This window comes from Micromonospora sp. CNZ295, assembly GCF_004217535.1.
Genome location: NZ_SHKZ01000001.1, coordinates 1238016 through 1252374, shown reverse-complemented (window position 1 = coordinate 1252374; position 14359 = coordinate 1238016). Strand labels below are relative to the sequence as shown.

The following is a 14359-nucleotide window of genomic DNA, read 5'->3' as shown; positions in this document are numbered from 1 at the left end:
CGGCCGGCTCCCGTCGGGAAGCCGGCCGCCGTACGCGTCAGCGCGTCACTTCATCTTCGTGCCGGTGGAGCGCAGGGCCTCGCAGGCCTCGACGACCCGGGCGGCCATGCCGGCCTCGGCGGCCTTGCCCCAGACCCGCGGGTCGTACATCTTCTTGTTGCCGACCTCGCCGTCGACCTTGAGCACGCCGTCGTAGTTGCGGAACATGTGGTCCGCGACCGGGCGGGTGAAGCAGTACTGGGTGTCGGTGTCGATGTTCATCTTCACCACCCCGTAGTCCAGCGCCTCGCGGATCTCGGAGAGCAGCGAGCCGGAGCCGCCGTGGAAGACCAGGCTGAGCGGCTTGTCCTTGCCGTACTTGGCGCCGACGGCCACCTGGATGTCGTGCAGCACCTGGGGACGGAGCTTGACGTTGCCCGGCTTGTAGACACCGTGGACGTTGCCGAAGGTCAGCGCCGCCATGTAGCGGCCCTTCTCGCCGAGGCCGAGCGCGTCGACCATCGCCAGGCCGTCCTCGACGGTGGTGTAGAGCTTCTCGTTGATCGCGTTCTCGACGCCGTCCTCCTCGCCGCCGACCACGCCGACCTCGATCTCGAGGACGATCTTGCCCTTGGCGGCCTCGTCGAGGAGCTGCTCGGCGATCTCCAGGTTCTCCGCCACCGGGACCGCCGAACCGTCCCACATGTGCGACTGGAACAGCGGCTCCTCGCCCGCCTTCACCCGCTCCTGCGAGACGCCCATGAGCGGCCGGACGAACTTGTCCAGCTTCTCCTTCGGGCAGTGGTCGGTGTGCAGAGCGATGTTCACCGGGTAGTTCTTCGCCACCTCGCGGGCGTACAGGGCGAAGGCGGTCGCGCCGCTGACCATGTCCTTCACCGAGGGGCCGGACAGGTACTCGGCGCCGCCGGTGGAGACCTGGATGATGCCGTCGCTCTCCGCGTCGGCGAAGCCCTTCAGCGCGGCGTTGAGGGTCTGCGAGGAGGTCACGTTGATCGCGGGGTACGCGAACCGGCCTGCCTTGGCGCGGTCCAGCATCTCCGCATAGGCCTCGGGGGAAGCGATGGGCATGTCGAACGCTCCTTACTTACCGCTCTCGGCCGTCGCCGGCCGCTCTTGTCCTGGGCGCGCCGGACTGCGCTGTCCACCGCCGGCAGTATCCCGTAGTTCGTGGCGGTCGGCACAACCGGCCCGGTGCGCGCGGTCAGCTCAGCTCCGGGAGCCCAGGTCCCCATCGTGGCACGGGGTGGCGGGCCGGGGGCCTGTTCCCGCTTACCGGCGGGCTGCCCGGTTCGCCCCGGCTCCGAGCGGGGCCGGGGCGGAGCCCGTACGGTTGGGTGAGTAGCTGTCCGCACGAGATCCAGGGAGGGACGATGGGTCAGCCCGACGAGGACTTCGCCCCGAGCGACCACCTCGCTCCGGAGGAGCGGGACCTGGAGGCGGAGCCGGCCGACGCGGTGGAGCAGGCCACCGTCGTCGACCCGGGGGAGCTCGACGTCGAGCCCCATCGCGGCCTGGAGGTCGACGACTGGGACGCGATGGAGCAGGCCCGCGTGGTCGCCGGCGACGAGGACGACTACCGCTAGGCCGCCCACCGGACGACCGGCCGGTGCCACCCGGAGGACGGGCGGCACCGGCCGGACCGGTTCAGCGGGCGGGATTGACCGCGTCGGGGTGCCGCGACGCCCACTCCGCCAGCCGGTCCTCCCGCAGTGCCGTCAGGAATGCCGGCCCGTGCCGCGGGTCCAGCGCCATCCGCCACACCGGCCGGGTCGTCTCCCGGACCGGAAGGCTGAGCCCCACCGGCTCGGTCGACCCCAGCTCCGGCAGCACACCGACGAGATCGGCCAGGTCGCCGGCACCGGCGACCACGAGGTCGGCGGCCCGGACCAGGTCCAGCAGCCGCAGCGGATCGGTCAGCACGTCCCGCTCGGCGGCCCGGCGGAGCAGGCCAGCGGCGTAGCGCTGGGCCACCCGGTCCCGGTCGTGGGCGCCGTCGGGCAGCGTCCGCCGCTGGCGCAGCAAGTCCACGGCGGCGGCTCCGCCGAGCCGCTGGCAGCCGGCCGGGAAGACCCGGTCGGTGTGGACGGCGACCCGCGGCGCCAGTCGACGTACTGGTTGGTGAGCATCCGGCGGACGTACCGCTCGGGCGCGTCGGCCCGAGCCACCCGCCGCCAGTTGAGCTGGACCCGGACCATCGTCTCCTGGACCAGGTCCTGTGCCTGGTGCGGATCCCCGGTCAGCATGACCGCGTACCGCAGCAGGGCGGCCAGCCGCGCGTCGGCGAACTCCTCGTAGGTCAAGATCCGCCTCTCGTTCCCGACGCCGGGCTCGCCGGGCACATTCCTCACGCTCACCCATCTCCGCTTTCCTGTCGCTGTGTTGACGGGCGTGGCCGAGCGAATCGTTGCGGTTGCCGGTGACCCGGACGACAAGCGCCGGAACGGACACGGACCGTGACGGTCGACCGACCCGTTCCGGTGCACCTGATCATCCGTTCGGCCCGCACCCCCCTGGCGAACGGTCACCGGGGCAGCGGGTTCCTTAACGGCTGCTTAAGATCCGCTGGCCATCCTTGGTGAACCCCCACCCGAAGGAATCCCCATGTTCAAGCACTCCGCCCGGCGCTGGCTCGCCGGGCTCGGCGTCGCAGGCGCGTTCGTCGCCGCCTCCGCCACCCCCGCCGTCGCCGAGGAGACCGACGTCAAGCTCGGTGTCTACTTCGCTGACACCACCATTGCCGCCAACTCCGCCGGCAAGATCGACGGCTCGATCATCTACAGCTCGAAGCCGGTGGTCCTGCACGACGTGACCATCCGGTACGACTACCGCGACCTGGCCGGCAAGGTGGCGGTCACCTCGGAGAGCCAGTCCAGCGAGTGCACCACGCCCGAGCCGAACGTCCTGCTCTGCGTCACGCCGTTCGAGGTCGGCATCGACGAGTGGGGCCTGGGCGGCGCCTTCCAGGTGGTCCTCGCTCCCACCGACGCCGCGAAGGACGGTGACGAGGGCGTGCTGAAGGTGAGCTTCAGCGCGAAGGGCTTCGCACCCGTCACCCACGACGCGAAGGTCCGGGTCGGCGAGGGCGTGGACCTGGCGGCCGGCGAACCCACCGAGATCTCCGCCGCGCCGGGCAAGAAGTTCACCAGCCCGCTGACGGTCAGCAACACCGGTGACACGACCGCTGACGGCGCCGCCGTCTTCTTCTACAACGACTACGCCATCCGGGCCGACAAGCAGTACAGCAACTGCAGCTACGACGGCGACCGGCTGCGCTCGTGCCGGTTCGACGAGGAGCTGGCGCCCGGCACCACCTACGGCAGCACCCTCGCCCACGCACTCGGGGCGGACACCTTCGCGCCCGGCTTCGCCTACGGCGAGATTCTCTGGTTGACCGGGGCCGAGCTGGAGGACTTCGAGGCGTACCTGGCCAGCCGGGGCGTCACGGCCGGCAAGCCGGGCACCGGCGGGAAGCTCACGCTGACCGCCCAGAGCGGCAAGGCCCAGGCTCGCGGGGTGCAGGCCGACACCGACCCGGAGAACAACTGGTCGCACCTCGCGGTGACGGTCACCGGCAACAACAGCACCGACCTGGCGGCCATCGGTGCCCGGCTCTCCGGGGACAAGGGCGCCGAGGTGGTCGCGACCGTCGGCTTCCGCAACAACGGCCCGGCCACCCTCGACCGCGGTCGTAGCGGCTCCTCGGTGACGTACGTCGCGGTCGAGATCCCGCAGGGGGCCACGGCGGTCGGCGTGCCGGACAGCTGCATGCCCCGGCAGGGTGAGGACTTCGGTGAGCCGGGTGAGCCGGGGGCCCGGAGCTACTTCTGCTACACCCCCACCTTCATCAAGGCCGGCGACGAGGAGACCGTCGAGTTCACGCTCCGGATCGACGAGGTCGTCCCGAACGCCGCCGGCACCGTGAAGGTCAACGTGCCGTGCCAGTGCGACGGCGGTTTCTACAAGGACCTGAAGCCCGCCAACGACACCGCCAAGCTCCTGGTCAACGCGACCGGCGACGGTGGCGGCGAGGGCGGCGGCGAGGGCGACGACCCGAGCCTGCCGATCACCGGTGGCTCGACCACCCTGGTGGCCGGGATCGGCGGCCTGCTGCTCGCCGCCGGCGCGGCCGGCTTCGTGGTGGCCCGCCGCCGGAGGACCCGCTTCGTGGCCTGACCCAGCCCGCGACAGCACCCGGTGCCCCGCCGACCCGCCGGTCGGCGGGGCACCCGCCGTTAACTGGCACCGCGATCTGGCCGACCGGCTCTGCGCCGCCGACCCGGAGTTCTTCACCCCGACCCGGCGGCGGGTCGTCGACCTGTCCGACCCGGCGGCCGAGGCGGCGGCCACCGACTGGTGGTTGGCGCTCACCGCGGCCGGTGGTGAGGGCATGGTCGTCAAGCCGTACGCCGGGCCGGCGGCCCGCTCAGCGCGCGGCTCGCTGCTCCAGCCGGGCATCAAGTGCCGGGGCCGGGAGTACCTGCGGATCATCTCCGGTCCGGAGTACACCGAGCCGGAGCAGTTGGCCCTGCTGCGCCGCCGCTCGCTGGGCCGCAAGCGGGGCCTCGCGCTGCGCGAGCACGGCCTCGGGCTCGCCGCGCTGGACGCACTGGTCGCCGGGGCCCCGCTGTGGCGCCGCCACGAGCTGGTGTTCGCGATCCTCGCCGCGAGTCCGAGCCGGTCGACCCGCGCCTGTAGGGTCGCCGGCCATGACCTACGAGGCGTTCTACGAGCCGACCGGTGCGGGCCGGTTCGCCGCCACCCCGGCGACGGCCGGCCCCTGGGATCCGGCCGCACAGCACGCCGGCCCGCCGTCGGCGCTGCTCGCCCGCGCGCTGGCGGCGCACGAGCCGGTCGAGGGTCAGGTGCTCGGCCGGGTGACGGTGGACATCCTGCGCCCGGTGCCGGTGGGGGAGCTGACGGTGCGCGTGCGTACGCTCCGCCCCGGCCGGCGGATCACCCTGGTGGAGGCGATCGCGGAGGCCGGTGGGCAGGAGGTGCTGCACGCCCGGGGCTGGCGGATCCTCGCCCCGGCCGAGCCGACACCGGCCACTCCGGACGACGCGGCACCCGTGCCGGGCCCGGACTCCGGCGCGGAGCCCGAGCTGTGGGCCACCGCCCACACCGACGGCTACCTGTCCAGCATGCAGTGGCGGGTCGTCGCCGGGGGCTTCGCCGAACCGGGGCCGGCCCAGGTGTGGGCCCGGTCCCGCATCCCGCTGGTGCCCGGCGAGCCGGTCCGCCCGGCCGAGCTGGCGCTGCTGGTGGCCGACTCGGGAAGCGGGGTCAGTGCCCGGCTGGACCTGGCCCGCTGGCTCTTCGTGAACGTCGATCTCACGGTGGTGTTGCACCGGCCGCCGCGGGGCGAGTGGCTGCTGCTGGACTCGGCGACCACGATCGGCCCGTCCGGCTCGGGCCTCGCGACCAGCCGGCTCGCGGACGTCGACGGCACGGTGGGCGAGGCGTTGCAGACCTTGGTCGTGGCACCGCGCTGAACCGCGGCCGGCGCGGGTGTGACGTCGCGCACCGGACGGATCGGACGGGCACCTAGACTACGGACGTTCCCGTCGCCGCTGGCGACACCCGCCGCCGGCAGACCTCGGAGGTCACCTCGTGTCGACGCCCACCACCACGCTGGCCCTGGGGCCGGACTGGCTCGATCCCGAGGTGCTGATCTCGACGTTCGGCCTGCTCGGCATTCTGGTGATCGTCTTCGCCGAGTCGGGGCTGCTGATCGGGTTCTTCCTGCCCGGCGACTCGCTGCTGTTCACCGCCGGCCTGCTCACCGCCGACGGGCGGTACATCACCTGGCCACTGTGGCTGGTCTGCCTGCTCATCACGGTGTCCGCGATCGCCGGTGACCAGGTCGGGTACGCGTTCGGCCGCAAGGTCGGGCCGGCGCTGTTCCGGCGGCCGAACTCGCGGCTGTTCAACCAGGAGAACGTGCTGAAGGCACACGACTTCTTCGAGAAGTACGGTGCCCGCTCGATCGTGCTGGCCCGCTTCGTGCCCATCGTGCGCACGTTCACGCCGATCGTGGCCGGGGTCAGCCGGATGAACTACCGCACGTTCGTCGTCTACAACGTGATCGGTGGCGTCCTCTGGGGCACCGGCGTGACGGTGCTCGGCTACTTCCTCGGGCAGATCCCGTTCGTCAAGGCGAACATCGAGCTGATCCTGATCGCGATCGTGGGGATCTCGGTGATCCCGATCGCGGTCGAGCTGCTGCGCGCACGCCTGGCTGCGCGGCGCGGCATCACCGCCGAGGAGCGGGCCGCCGCCGAGCAGGCGATCCGGGAGACCCGGGAGCACTACGGCAAGCACTGACCGGATCGGCCGCCGGGCACGCCCGGCCGTCCGTCCGGCGCCGTCCCGGTCAGGGAGGGCACCGGACGAGCGGTACGGGTCAGCGCGCCTTCTTGGTGGCCCGCTTGCGCGGCGGCGTCAGCAGATCGGCGATGGTCGCGATCGCGCTCGGCACCAGCCGGTAGTATGCCCAGACCCCGCGCTTCTCCCGCTCCAGCAAGCCGGCCTCGGTGAGGATGCGCAGGTGGTGGCTGACCGTCGGCTGCGAGAGGCCGAGGGGTGCGGTGAGGTCACACACGCACGCCTCTCCCTCCGGAGCCGACTGGATCAGGCTGAGCAGCCGCAGCCGGGCAGGGTCGGCCAGGGCCTTGAGGACCCCGGCCAGCCGCTCGGCGTCGGCACGTTCGATCGGCTCGCCGGCGAGCGGCGAGATCTGAGGCATGGTCATTTCAGCCAACGCAGTTCCCACGTTTTCCATCCTTCCACCAGCAGCATCGATCCGCCTGCATATCAGCAGATCCGAATCGGCAGACTTTTACGCCACAAGGCCGAGGTCAGCCAACGTATAGGCCGCCCGATACGGCAGTCCGGCGGCTCGCACCGCGTCGCCGGCACCTCGATCAACAATAACCGCCACTCCCACCACCTCGGCCCCGGCCTCACGAAGGGCCTCGACGGCGGTCAAGACGCTCTGTCCCGTGGTCGATGTGTCCTCCACGGCGAGGACCCGGCGCCCACTCACGTCGGGCCCCTCGATCCGGCGCTGCAGACCGTGCGCCTTGCCCGCCTTGCGGACGACGAACGCGTCCAGCGGGCGGTCCGTGCCGGCGGCGGCGTGCAGCATCGACAGCGCGATCGGGTCCGCGCCGAGGGTCAGCCCGCCCACGGCGTCGTACGCCCAGTCGGCCGTCAGGGTTCGCAGCACCCGGCCCACCAACGGCGCCGCCTCGTGATGCAGCGTGACGCGTCGCAGATCCACGTACCAGTCCGCTTCGCGCCCCGAGGACAGCACCACCCGTCCATGGACCACAGCCAGGTCGGTGATGAATTTACGCAGGTCGTCGTGGTCCCCCATGGGGGAGAGGGTACTGCTCGATGCTGTGCGCCGCGTGCCGGGTCCACCCGGGTCAACCCCGCGGGCGATGAGACGGCCGGCGATGTACGGACACGCTGCGCAACTGTCGACCGGGCGGCCGGGCCGGCCGCGGTGCCCGTCGGTCAGCGTTCCTCGCGGCCGATCCGACCCCGGGTGTCCCGCGAGACGACCTCCAGCAGCCGCCGCGGCGCGTGCCGCAGCCCCGCCACGGCCAGCTTGTACTTCCACGTCGGCACGCTGACCAGCTTGCCTTTCCGCAGGTCACGTAGCCCTTCATCGACCACTTCGTCGGCCCGCAGCCACATCCACGCCGGTGTCTTCGACATGTCGATGCCGGCGCGGTCGTGGAACTCGGTACGCGTGTAGCCGGGGCAGAGCGCCATCACGCGGACGCCGAACCGGCGGGCGGAGAGCCCGACCGACTCGCTGAAGTTGGTGACCCACGCCTTGCTGGCCGAGTATGTCGAGCCCGGCATGACCGCCCCGAAACCCGCCACGGAAGAGACATTAATCACTGCTCCGTGGCCCCGCTCGGTCATCGGTCGGACGGCCGCCAGGGTCAGCCGCAGCACCGCGTGCACGTTGAGCCGGAGCAGGCGCTCCTCCGCCTCCGCCGACGACCGCAGGAACGGCGTGTTGAGGCTGACCCCCGCGTTGTTCACCAGCAGCTCGATCGCGGAACCCTCGGTGAGCCGCCGCTCCACCTCCGCGCAACCGTCGTCGGTGGACAGATCCGCGGAGATCGTCTCGACCTCGCGGCCGTGCCGGCCGGTCAGCTCCGCGGCGAATTCCGTCAGCCGGGCGGCGTCCCGGGCGACCAGCACCAGGTGCCAACCGTCGGCGGCGAGCCGGCGCGCGAACGCGGCGCCGATGCCGGCCGTCGCTCCGGTCACCAAGGCGCGTTGCCCGGTGGTCGGCTGATCGAGCGTCACGGGAGGGTCCTCACCTCGGCGGGTACGGGGGCGGGTACGTCGGGGCGGGCGGCGCCGGGTACCTCGGGCCGTGCGGGGCGGGCGCCGGCCGGCGGAACCACCCGGCCGCCGGTGGCAGCGCCAGCAGCACGGCCACCACAAGGTAGCCGAGCACCTGCCCGACGGAAAGCCCCGCGCCGAGCGGGAGCCACCAGCCCGGCCACGCCTCGTCGAGCCGGGTCAGCAGCTCGGCGGTGACCCGGTCCTCGTCGCCGAGCCGCAACGGGACGGCGCGCATCCCGCCCAGCACCGCGAGCCCGCACCAGCCGGCGAGCACCCCGAGCCCGGCGACCACCCACGTCGCCACCCGCGCACCGGGACGGCCGGCCCGCAGGCCCAGGGCGAGCGCGACCAGCACGACCCCGGCGAGCAGGCTCACCACCGCACCGGACACCGTCCAGACGCCCGCCAGGACGACCACCGCGTCGATCTCGTCCGACGAGGCCGACGTGTCCGCCACGGCCGACCGGAACGCGTCGACCGCGCCCGGCAGGACGAGGAGGCTGACGAGCGCGTACCCGAAGGCGACGGCCGCCATCAGCACGAGCAGCACGACGGCCGCCGTCACGGCCACGGGACGACGGGCCCGATCGGGGTACGACACGACTGGTCCCTCCGGTAGGCGTCGGGTTGCACGCTATCCGGAGGGACCGTCGTCGTCGCCGCTATCGGGCGCTCAACTCACCGGCGGCGGCGTCGGGCCGGGCCGGTCGGAGCCCGGCGCGGCCTCCCCGCCCTGCTCCGGCTGGCCGGGCGTGGCGCCCGGCGCGCCCGGGTAGCCCGGGGTCTGCGGGTAGCCCGGCTCCTCCGCGCTCTGCGGGTACGCCGGGTAGGCGGCGCCCGGCACCGGCGGCTCCCACTGCTGCTGCGGCTTGCGGAAGAACTCGTTCGCCTTCGGCAGCGCCAACAGGATCAGGGCCAGCAGCAGGGCGATGATGCCGAGCACGGTGAGCAGCAGGGACACCGGCTCGTACCAGGACGGCAGGGCCTCGTCGAGCCGACGGTTGATCTCGTCCTGGCTCGGCACGTTGCCCGAGGTCTGGCCCCCCATCGAGCTGCCGACGGCGGTCCCGGCGAGCGCGATACCGGAGCAGCACAGCGCGATGCCGCCGACCACCCAGGTGATGATCCGGGCGACGTTCTTCCCGCGGTTGTTGAGCATGGCCAGGACGACCAGCCCGATCGCGAAGAGCAGGCTGACCACGCTGCCCGCGGCGACCATGAACACGGCGACGCCCTCGGCGCCCTCCGCGTCGGTCCCCGCGAAGGCGTCCCGGTAGACGTCCTGGATGGTGCCCAGCGTGGTCAGCCCGACGATCAGGCTGATCACCGACAGGATCGCGTAGAAGATGAGCAGGTAGCTGGAAATGGTCACGACGCTCGGGCGTACCCGGGCGGGGGGCTGATGAGGATCGGCCACGGTTCTCCTTCCCTAGATCGCGCCCACACCGTACCGAGTACGGACCATCGGGGCAGGGCGCCGCGACGGTACGGGAACGTCAGTACCCGCGCCACTCGGCGCGCGCGTACTCCAACACCCGGGGTTGCAGCAGGGTGGACGCCGGGACGTCGAGTCGGCGGCGGTCGGGCGGGAAGGCCGCGGCGGCGGCGAGCACGGCCGCGTCGAGAAAGCGCAGCGGCGGCGCGCCGGCCGGCAGGGTCAGCGCGGGCGGCGGCCCGCCGGGGGCGGCGAGCAGGAAGCCCCAGTCGCCGAAGGAGGGGACGTCCACGTGGTACGGCGTGACGGCGAACCCGGCCTCCCGCAGCGACGCCTCGATCGACCAGTACGACCGGGGCGCGAAGTACGGTGAACCGGCCTGCACCACCAGCCGGCCGCCGCCGGTGAGCACGTTGCGGACCAGCGCGTAGAACTCGACGGTGTAGAGCTTCGCGGTGGCGGTCTCGTCCGGGTCGGGCAGATCGGCCACCACCGCGTCGAACCGTTCGGTCGCGGTCCGCAGCCACGCGAACGCGTCGGCGTGCACGACGCGGACCCGGGGGTCGTCCAGCGACCCGCCGTTGAGGCGGCGCAGCTGCGGCTCGCTGCGGGCCAGCGCCACCACCGCCGGGTCGAGGTCGACGACAGTGACCCGCCGGACGTCCGGGTAGCGGAGCACCTCCCGGACGGCGAGCCCGTCCCCGGCGCCCAGCACCAGCACCTCGCCGCGCGGCCCGACGAGCGCCGGATGCACCAACGCCTCGTGATAGCGGTACTCGTCGACCGAGCTGAACTGGAGGTCCCCGTTCAGGAACAGGCGCAGGTCGGTCCCGCCTCGGCCCGGCTCGGCGACCGAGCGGGTCAGCACGATCTCCTGGTAGCGGCTGCGCTCGGCGTGCACCACCGGGTCCCGGTACAGCTGCTGACGGGCGGTCACCTCGAAGTCGCGGGCGGTCAGCCACGCGTACCCGAGGCAGAGCGCGACCACGACGGCGGCGGCGGTGAGCGCGATGCGCGCCCGCCGGCTCAGCTCCCGCCGGAACACGGTGAAGACCAGCGCCAGACCGGCGGCGGCGTTCACCGCGCCCACCACCAGCGCCCCCTTGAGCTGGCCGAAGAGCGGCAGCAGCAGGAACGGGAAGGCCAGGCCACCCAGCAGCGCACCGACGTAGTCGGCGGCGAACAGGTCGGCCACCGCACTGCCGGCGGCCTGTTCCCGGATCCGTTGCAGCAGCACCATCAGCAGCGGGATCTCCGCGCCGATCAGCAGCCCGAGCACGAAGGCGGTGCCGACCAGCGCCGGCCCGTAGAGGTCCAGCCAGGCGAAGGCCGCGTAGAGCCCGAGCACCGACAGGCCGCCGAGCAGGGCCAGCGCAAGCTCGATCGCGGCGAACGCGGCCGCGGCGCGGGACTGGAACGGCTTCGCGGCGAGCGCACCCACACCCATCGCGAAGACCATCACGCCCAGCACGATCGACGCCTGACCCACCGTGTCGCCGATCAGGTAACTGCCGAGGGCGACCAGGGCCAGCTCGTAGACCAGGCCGCAGGCCGCGCAGACGAACACCGCGGCCAGTACGGCGGCGCGGGACAGCCGCCACCGGGCCGGCGCGTCGACCGTCACGCCCGCTCCGGGGTACGCCCGGAATCCTCGGCGGCGGACCGCCGGGCCGCCTGGTGGGCGACCTCGCGCTCCCGGCCGCGAGCCGTGCGCCCCTCCTGCCGGTCGGTCTCCTGCCGGCGCAGCTGGGCCAGCCCGATGACGACGAACAGGACGGTGAGCAGCAGCAGCCCCGCGGCGCCGAGCAGCCAGCCCCACCGGTCCCGCCACATGTCGCTGCCGGCGTCGGCGAGCGGCGCGGGCGGGTCGGCGGGCGCGGCGGTCTCCACCGGCTCGGGGCTGGCCAGCTCGCGCTCGGCGACGAGCAGCGGCAGGGTGACCGCGGCCCGGGTGACGGCCCAGCCCGGGTCGTCGACGAACGCGTCCTCGCCGAGGTCGAACCGGGCCAGCCCGTTCTGCACCCGGAGCAGGTCGAGGCTGTCGAAGTCGGACGAGCCCTCGACCCGCACGTACGCGTGGTCGTTGGACTCGCTGCTCTCGGAGGTGTAGGTGACCGCACCGACCACCTGCACCCAGCGCGGGCACTGCGGGTTGCCCTCGACCGGCACGCCGTCGCCGAGGTTGGAGCCGACGCTCACCACGTCGTCGAAGCCGTACCCGTCCTCCAGCCGCCAGCCGTAGCAGATGCCCTGGCTCTCGAAGGCCTTGCGGAGGATCGGCACGGTGTCGTCGCGCTCGGTCGAGGTGGGCGGCGGCACCGACGTGCCGGCGTCGTCACCGTTGGTGGCCACGCCGATGACACATCCGCCCAGCAGCACCGCACCGACGATCCCCCACACCAGGGCGGCCTGCCCGCCCTTCCTGGGCGCGGCCCGGCCGGGCGCCTTGCTCGTGGCCATCAGCTGATCGCGGCGGCGATGATCGCGCCGGTGGCGACGTGGATGACGGCGGAGACCCAGACCGCGGGGTGCGGCTCCGGGTCGACGAGGATCTCGCCGAGCCGGCCGGGGGTGGCGAGGTCCAGCAGCAGGAACGCGGCGGCCATGATGACGAGGCCGAGGATGCCGTAGGACGCCGCGCCGACCAGGCCGAGGACGAAGTCGTCCTCGCTGGCCACGATCGCGGCGACCACGATGGTGCCGACGCCGAGCAGGTTCGACGCGAGCAGGAGCGCCGCGTTGCGGTTGCGCTCGGTCCAGATCAGTTCGTTGAGCCGGCCCGGGGTGGCCACGTCGACGAGGACGTACCCGATGCCCATGAGGACCACGCCGACCACTCCGTAGGCGAGGGTGACCAGCAGGTCGGTGACGAGGGTCTGCAAGGGGTGCTCCAGGGGGTGATTCGGTCTTCGGGGGGTGAGGTCTACTTGCCGCTGCCCGGGCCGCCGCCCCGGACGGTGTTCCCCCGGCCCCAGCCCCAGTGGTTGCCGACCCTGGCGTGGTAGCGCGGGTACGCGGTGCCGAGCCGTTCCAGGAGGATCAGGGAGCCGGCGGCGACCGGCAGGATCACCACCGAGTCGTCGTCGTAGCGCAGGTACACACCGCTGCCGTCGACGTACTGGTCGGCCGGCTGCCAGGCGTCGGTGATCTCCTTGGCCACCTCGCTGGGCCGGCTGGACGACGTGTACGCCAGCGCCTCGCCGCCGATGTCCCGGGCGGCGGCACGGGCGTACCGGTCCTCGACGAAGCCCCGCGGCGAGAAGTTGCCGTAGCAGATGGCGAAGGCGGCGACCAGCGCACCGATGACGGCGAACACCACCCCCACCAGGAACCAGCGTCGGTACGTCATCGGAGAGCCACCACCGTTTCGGTCAGGACCAGCTCGTCGGTCTGGGGGTACGCGTGCCAGGTGCGCCAGCCGAGTGCGCCGTCCGGCGGGTCGGGACGCACCGACAGGGCGGTGACCGCGTCGACGTCCCCGGGAAAGACGCCGACCAGCGCGTACGGGTCGTCGGCCAGGTCGGCGCGGAGCGCGGCGACCCGGTCCCGCAGGCCCCCGCCGCCGGGGCGCAGGACGGTCGCGGTGAACCGGTAGCCGGTGCGCTCGTCGTGCACGGTGCCGGGCAGGTCGGGACGGCGACCGGGCAGGCAGGCCACCGTCTCGGTGACCGCGGTGCCGGGGGCGCGCAGCACCACCTGGTGCGAGGCGCCGAGCAGGCGTAGTCGCACGTGGACTCCGCCGGGCAGGTCGAGATCGAGCACGTGCAGCGCGGGACGTTCGACGTCGTCGAACGCGAGGCTGAGGTCGGCGGCGCTGGTGTCGACGTAGGGGGCGTCGATGGTGACGAGCACTCAGGCCCCCTCGGCCCGCGGGTAGATCATCACCTCGGCCCGGTGCAGCTTCTCGCCGCGGGCCACCTCCCAGCCCGCCTCGCCGTACGCCTCGAAGGAGAGCCGGGCCCCGCCCGGGGCCTGGTAGTCGTGGTACCGCATGGTGCCGCTCGGGTCGAGGCCGGTGGTGCCGACCGCGGTGTAGCGGGCCTGACCGGACTCGTCCCAGCTGTAGCGGCGGCCGGCGAAGTCGATGGTCGGTGCGCCCGGCGTGACGGTCGCGCCCGGTTCGGCCTCCCAGAGCACCAGCTCCAGCTCCGGGTCCTCCTCCACGGAGAGCCAGCGGCGGACTCCGCCGGCGTCGTCGAGCAGGTGCTCGGCCCAGCTCCAGGCGCCCTCGACCAGGCGGATCGAGCCGCGCACCGCGTACGTGACGCCGCGCACCTCCACGATGTCGCCGGGCTTCAGGCCGCGCGGGTCGCCGCGGAGCGCGTCCGCGTCGCGGTCGCGCAGCGGGTCGCCGGGGCGCTTCGCGCCGGGCGGGCGGTGGCGGGAACGGCGCTGGGCCAGCACGGCGATCACCACCCCGGCCACGCCGACCAGACAGCCCGCCGCCGCCAGCAGGTACGCCACCGACCCGTTCACCGACAACCTCCCCAGGTACGTCGGTCCGAGACGGTAACAACCCCGTGCACCTGGAAGAATCTCTCCCCGCTCGGT

18 protein-coding genes and 1 pseudogene are annotated in these 14359 nt (G+C 72.9%); 5 read left to right on the top strand and 14 right to left on the bottom strand.

What is annotated here, in order from left to right:
- Positions 1-45: 45 nt before the first annotated feature.
- Positions 46-1068, bottom strand: a complete 1023-nt coding sequence (gene fbaA / locus EV376_RS05935; RefSeq protein ID WP_130321133.1) for a class II fructose-bisphosphate aldolase — start codon at positions 1066-1068, stop codon at positions 46-48.
- A 302-nt stretch (positions 1069-1370) separates the two neighbouring features.
- Between fbaA and EV376_RS05930 the strand changes: the two genes are divergently transcribed.
- A complete protein-coding gene (locus EV376_RS05930) occupies positions 1371-1583 on the top strand; it encodes a hypothetical protein (RefSeq protein WP_130321132.1) in 213 nt (70 codons plus the stop codon).
- A 61-nt stretch (positions 1584-1644) separates the two neighbouring features.
- Here the strand turns inward: EV376_RS05930 and EV376_RS05925 are convergent, their stop codons facing one another.
- The gene (locus EV376_RS05925) at positions 1645-2028 is read right to left on the bottom strand and encodes a hypothetical protein (protein WP_165437923.1); all 384 of its coding nucleotides are present in this window, start codon (positions 2026-2028) and stop codon (positions 1645-1647) included.
- A complete protein-coding gene (locus tag EV376_RS30740) occupies positions 1914-2339 on the bottom strand; it encodes a sigma factor (protein WP_486482869.1) in 426 nt (141 codons plus the stop codon). Before EV376_RS30740 ends, EV376_RS05925 begins: the two co-directional genes overlap by 115 nt.
- A gap of 262 nt (positions 2340-2601) precedes the next feature.
- On the opposite strand from EV376_RS30740, the gene EV376_RS05915 reads away from it, so the two are divergent.
- The 4 genes and pseudogenes from EV376_RS05915 to EV376_RS05900 all read left to right on the top strand — a co-directional run bounded on the left by EV376_RS05915 (position 2602) and on the right by EV376_RS05900 (position 6324).
- Positions 2602-4173 (top strand): LPXTG cell wall anchor domain-containing protein, encoded by a 1572-nt coding sequence (locus EV376_RS05915; protein WP_130321130.1) that lies wholly within the window; start codon positions 2602-2604, stop codon positions 4171-4173.
- Between the two features lie 64 nt (positions 4174-4237).
- A pseudogene (locus EV376_RS05910) lies at positions 4238-4695 on the top strand (polynucleotide kinase-phosphatase); the annotation flags it as partial.
- Between the two features lie 11 nt (positions 4696-4706).
- Positions 4707-5492, top strand: coding sequence for a thioesterase family protein (locus EV376_RS05905; protein ID WP_130321129.1), 786 nt, complete (start codon positions 4707-4709; stop codon positions 5490-5492).
- A gap of 118 nt (positions 5493-5610) precedes the next feature.
- A complete protein-coding gene (locus EV376_RS05900) occupies positions 5611-6324 on the top strand; it encodes a VTT domain-containing protein (RefSeq protein WP_130321128.1) in 714 nt (237 codons plus the stop codon).
- Positions 6325-6403: 79 nt separating this feature from the next.
- On the opposite strand, the gene EV376_RS05895 is transcribed toward EV376_RS05900, so the two are convergent.
- The 11 genes from EV376_RS05895 to EV376_RS05845 form a co-directional block, all read right to left on the bottom strand.
- Complete coding sequence (locus EV376_RS05895; protein ID WP_091081602.1) at positions 6404-6781, bottom strand: ArsR/SmtB family transcription factor; 378 nt, start codon at positions 6779-6781, stop codon at positions 6404-6406.
- 57 nt (positions 6782-6838) lie between these two features.
- On the bottom strand, positions 6839-7378 hold the full coding sequence (gene pyrE / locus EV376_RS05890) for an orotate phosphoribosyltransferase (protein ID WP_130321127.1): 540 nt from the start codon (positions 7376-7378) through the stop codon (positions 6839-6841).
- 143 nt (positions 7379-7521) lie between these two features.
- Positions 7522-8331 carry an SDR family NAD(P)-dependent oxidoreductase gene (locus EV376_RS05885; protein ID WP_130321126.1) on the bottom strand — a complete coding sequence of 270 codons (810 nt, stop codon included), beginning with the start codon at positions 8329-8331 and terminating at the stop codon, positions 7522-7524.
- Between the two features lie 10 nt (positions 8332-8341).
- Positions 8342-8974 carry a hypothetical protein gene (locus tag EV376_RS05880; protein ID WP_130321125.1) on the bottom strand — a complete coding sequence of 211 codons (633 nt, stop codon included), beginning with the start codon at positions 8972-8974 and terminating at the stop codon, positions 8342-8344.
- A 72-nt stretch (positions 8975-9046) separates the two neighbouring features.
- Entirely contained in the window at positions 9047-9745 is a 699-nt protein-coding gene (locus tag EV376_RS05875; protein WP_486482527.1) for a DUF3824 domain-containing protein, read from the bottom strand.
- A gap of 124 nt (positions 9746-9869) precedes the next feature.
- Positions 9870-11432, bottom strand: a complete 1563-nt coding sequence (locus EV376_RS05870; protein ID WP_130321124.1) for a polyamine aminopropyltransferase — start codon at positions 11430-11432, stop codon at positions 9870-9872.
- The gene (locus EV376_RS05865; protein ID WP_486482868.1) at positions 11429-12208 is read right to left on the bottom strand and encodes a hypothetical protein; all 780 of its coding nucleotides are present in this window, start codon (positions 12206-12208) and stop codon (positions 11429-11431) included. Before EV376_RS05865 ends, EV376_RS05870 begins: the two co-directional genes overlap by 4 nt.
- 59 nt (positions 12209-12267) lie before the next feature.
- Positions 12268-12690 (bottom strand): DUF350 domain-containing protein, encoded by a 423-nt coding sequence (locus EV376_RS05860; protein WP_130321122.1) that lies wholly within the window; start codon positions 12688-12690, stop codon positions 12268-12270.
- Positions 12691-12731: 41 nt separating this feature from the next.
- Positions 12732-13157 carry a DUF4247 domain-containing protein gene (locus EV376_RS05855; RefSeq protein ID WP_130321121.1) on the bottom strand — a complete coding sequence of 142 codons (426 nt, stop codon included), beginning with the start codon at positions 13155-13157 and terminating at the stop codon, positions 12732-12734.
- Positions 13154-13660 (bottom strand): DUF2617 family protein, encoded by a 507-nt coding sequence (locus EV376_RS05850; protein ID WP_130321120.1) that lies wholly within the window; start codon positions 13658-13660, stop codon positions 13154-13156. The genes EV376_RS05855 and EV376_RS05850 overlap by 4 nt, the downstream gene beginning before the upstream one ends.
- On the bottom strand, positions 13661-14284 hold the full coding sequence (locus EV376_RS05845; RefSeq protein WP_130321119.1) for a DUF4178 domain-containing protein: 624 nt from the start codon (positions 14282-14284) through the stop codon (positions 13661-13663).
- Between the last annotated feature and the right edge of the window lie 75 nt (positions 14285-14359).

Bases quoted from the DNA above. Each gene is read 5' to 3' on its own strand.
- fbaA (WP_130321133.1), bottom strand. From the start codon at position 1,068: ATGCCCATCGCTTCCCCCGAGGCCTATGCGGAGATGCTGGACCGCGCC.
- EV376_RS05930 (WP_130321132.1), top strand. From the start codon at position 1,371: ATGGGTCAGCCCGACGAGGACTTCGCCCCGAGCGACCACCTCGCTCCG.
- EV376_RS05915 (WP_130321130.1), top strand. From the start codon at position 2,602: ATGTTCAAGCACTCCGCCCGGCGCTGGCTCGCCGGGCTCGGCGTCGCA.
- EV376_RS05905 (WP_130321129.1), top strand. From the start codon at position 4,707: ATGACCTACGAGGCGTTCTACGAGCCGACCGGTGCGGGCCGGTTCGCC.
- EV376_RS05895 (WP_091081602.1), bottom strand. From the start codon at position 6,781: ATGGAAAACGTGGGAACTGCGTTGGCTGAAATGACCATGCCTCAGATC.
- pyrE (WP_130321127.1), bottom strand. From the start codon at position 7,378: ATGGGGGACCACGACGACCTGCGTAAATTCATCACCGACCTGGCTGTG.
- EV376_RS05855 (WP_130321121.1), bottom strand. From the start codon at position 13,157: ATGACGTACCGACGCTGGTTCCTGGTGGGGGTGGTGTTCGCCGTCATC.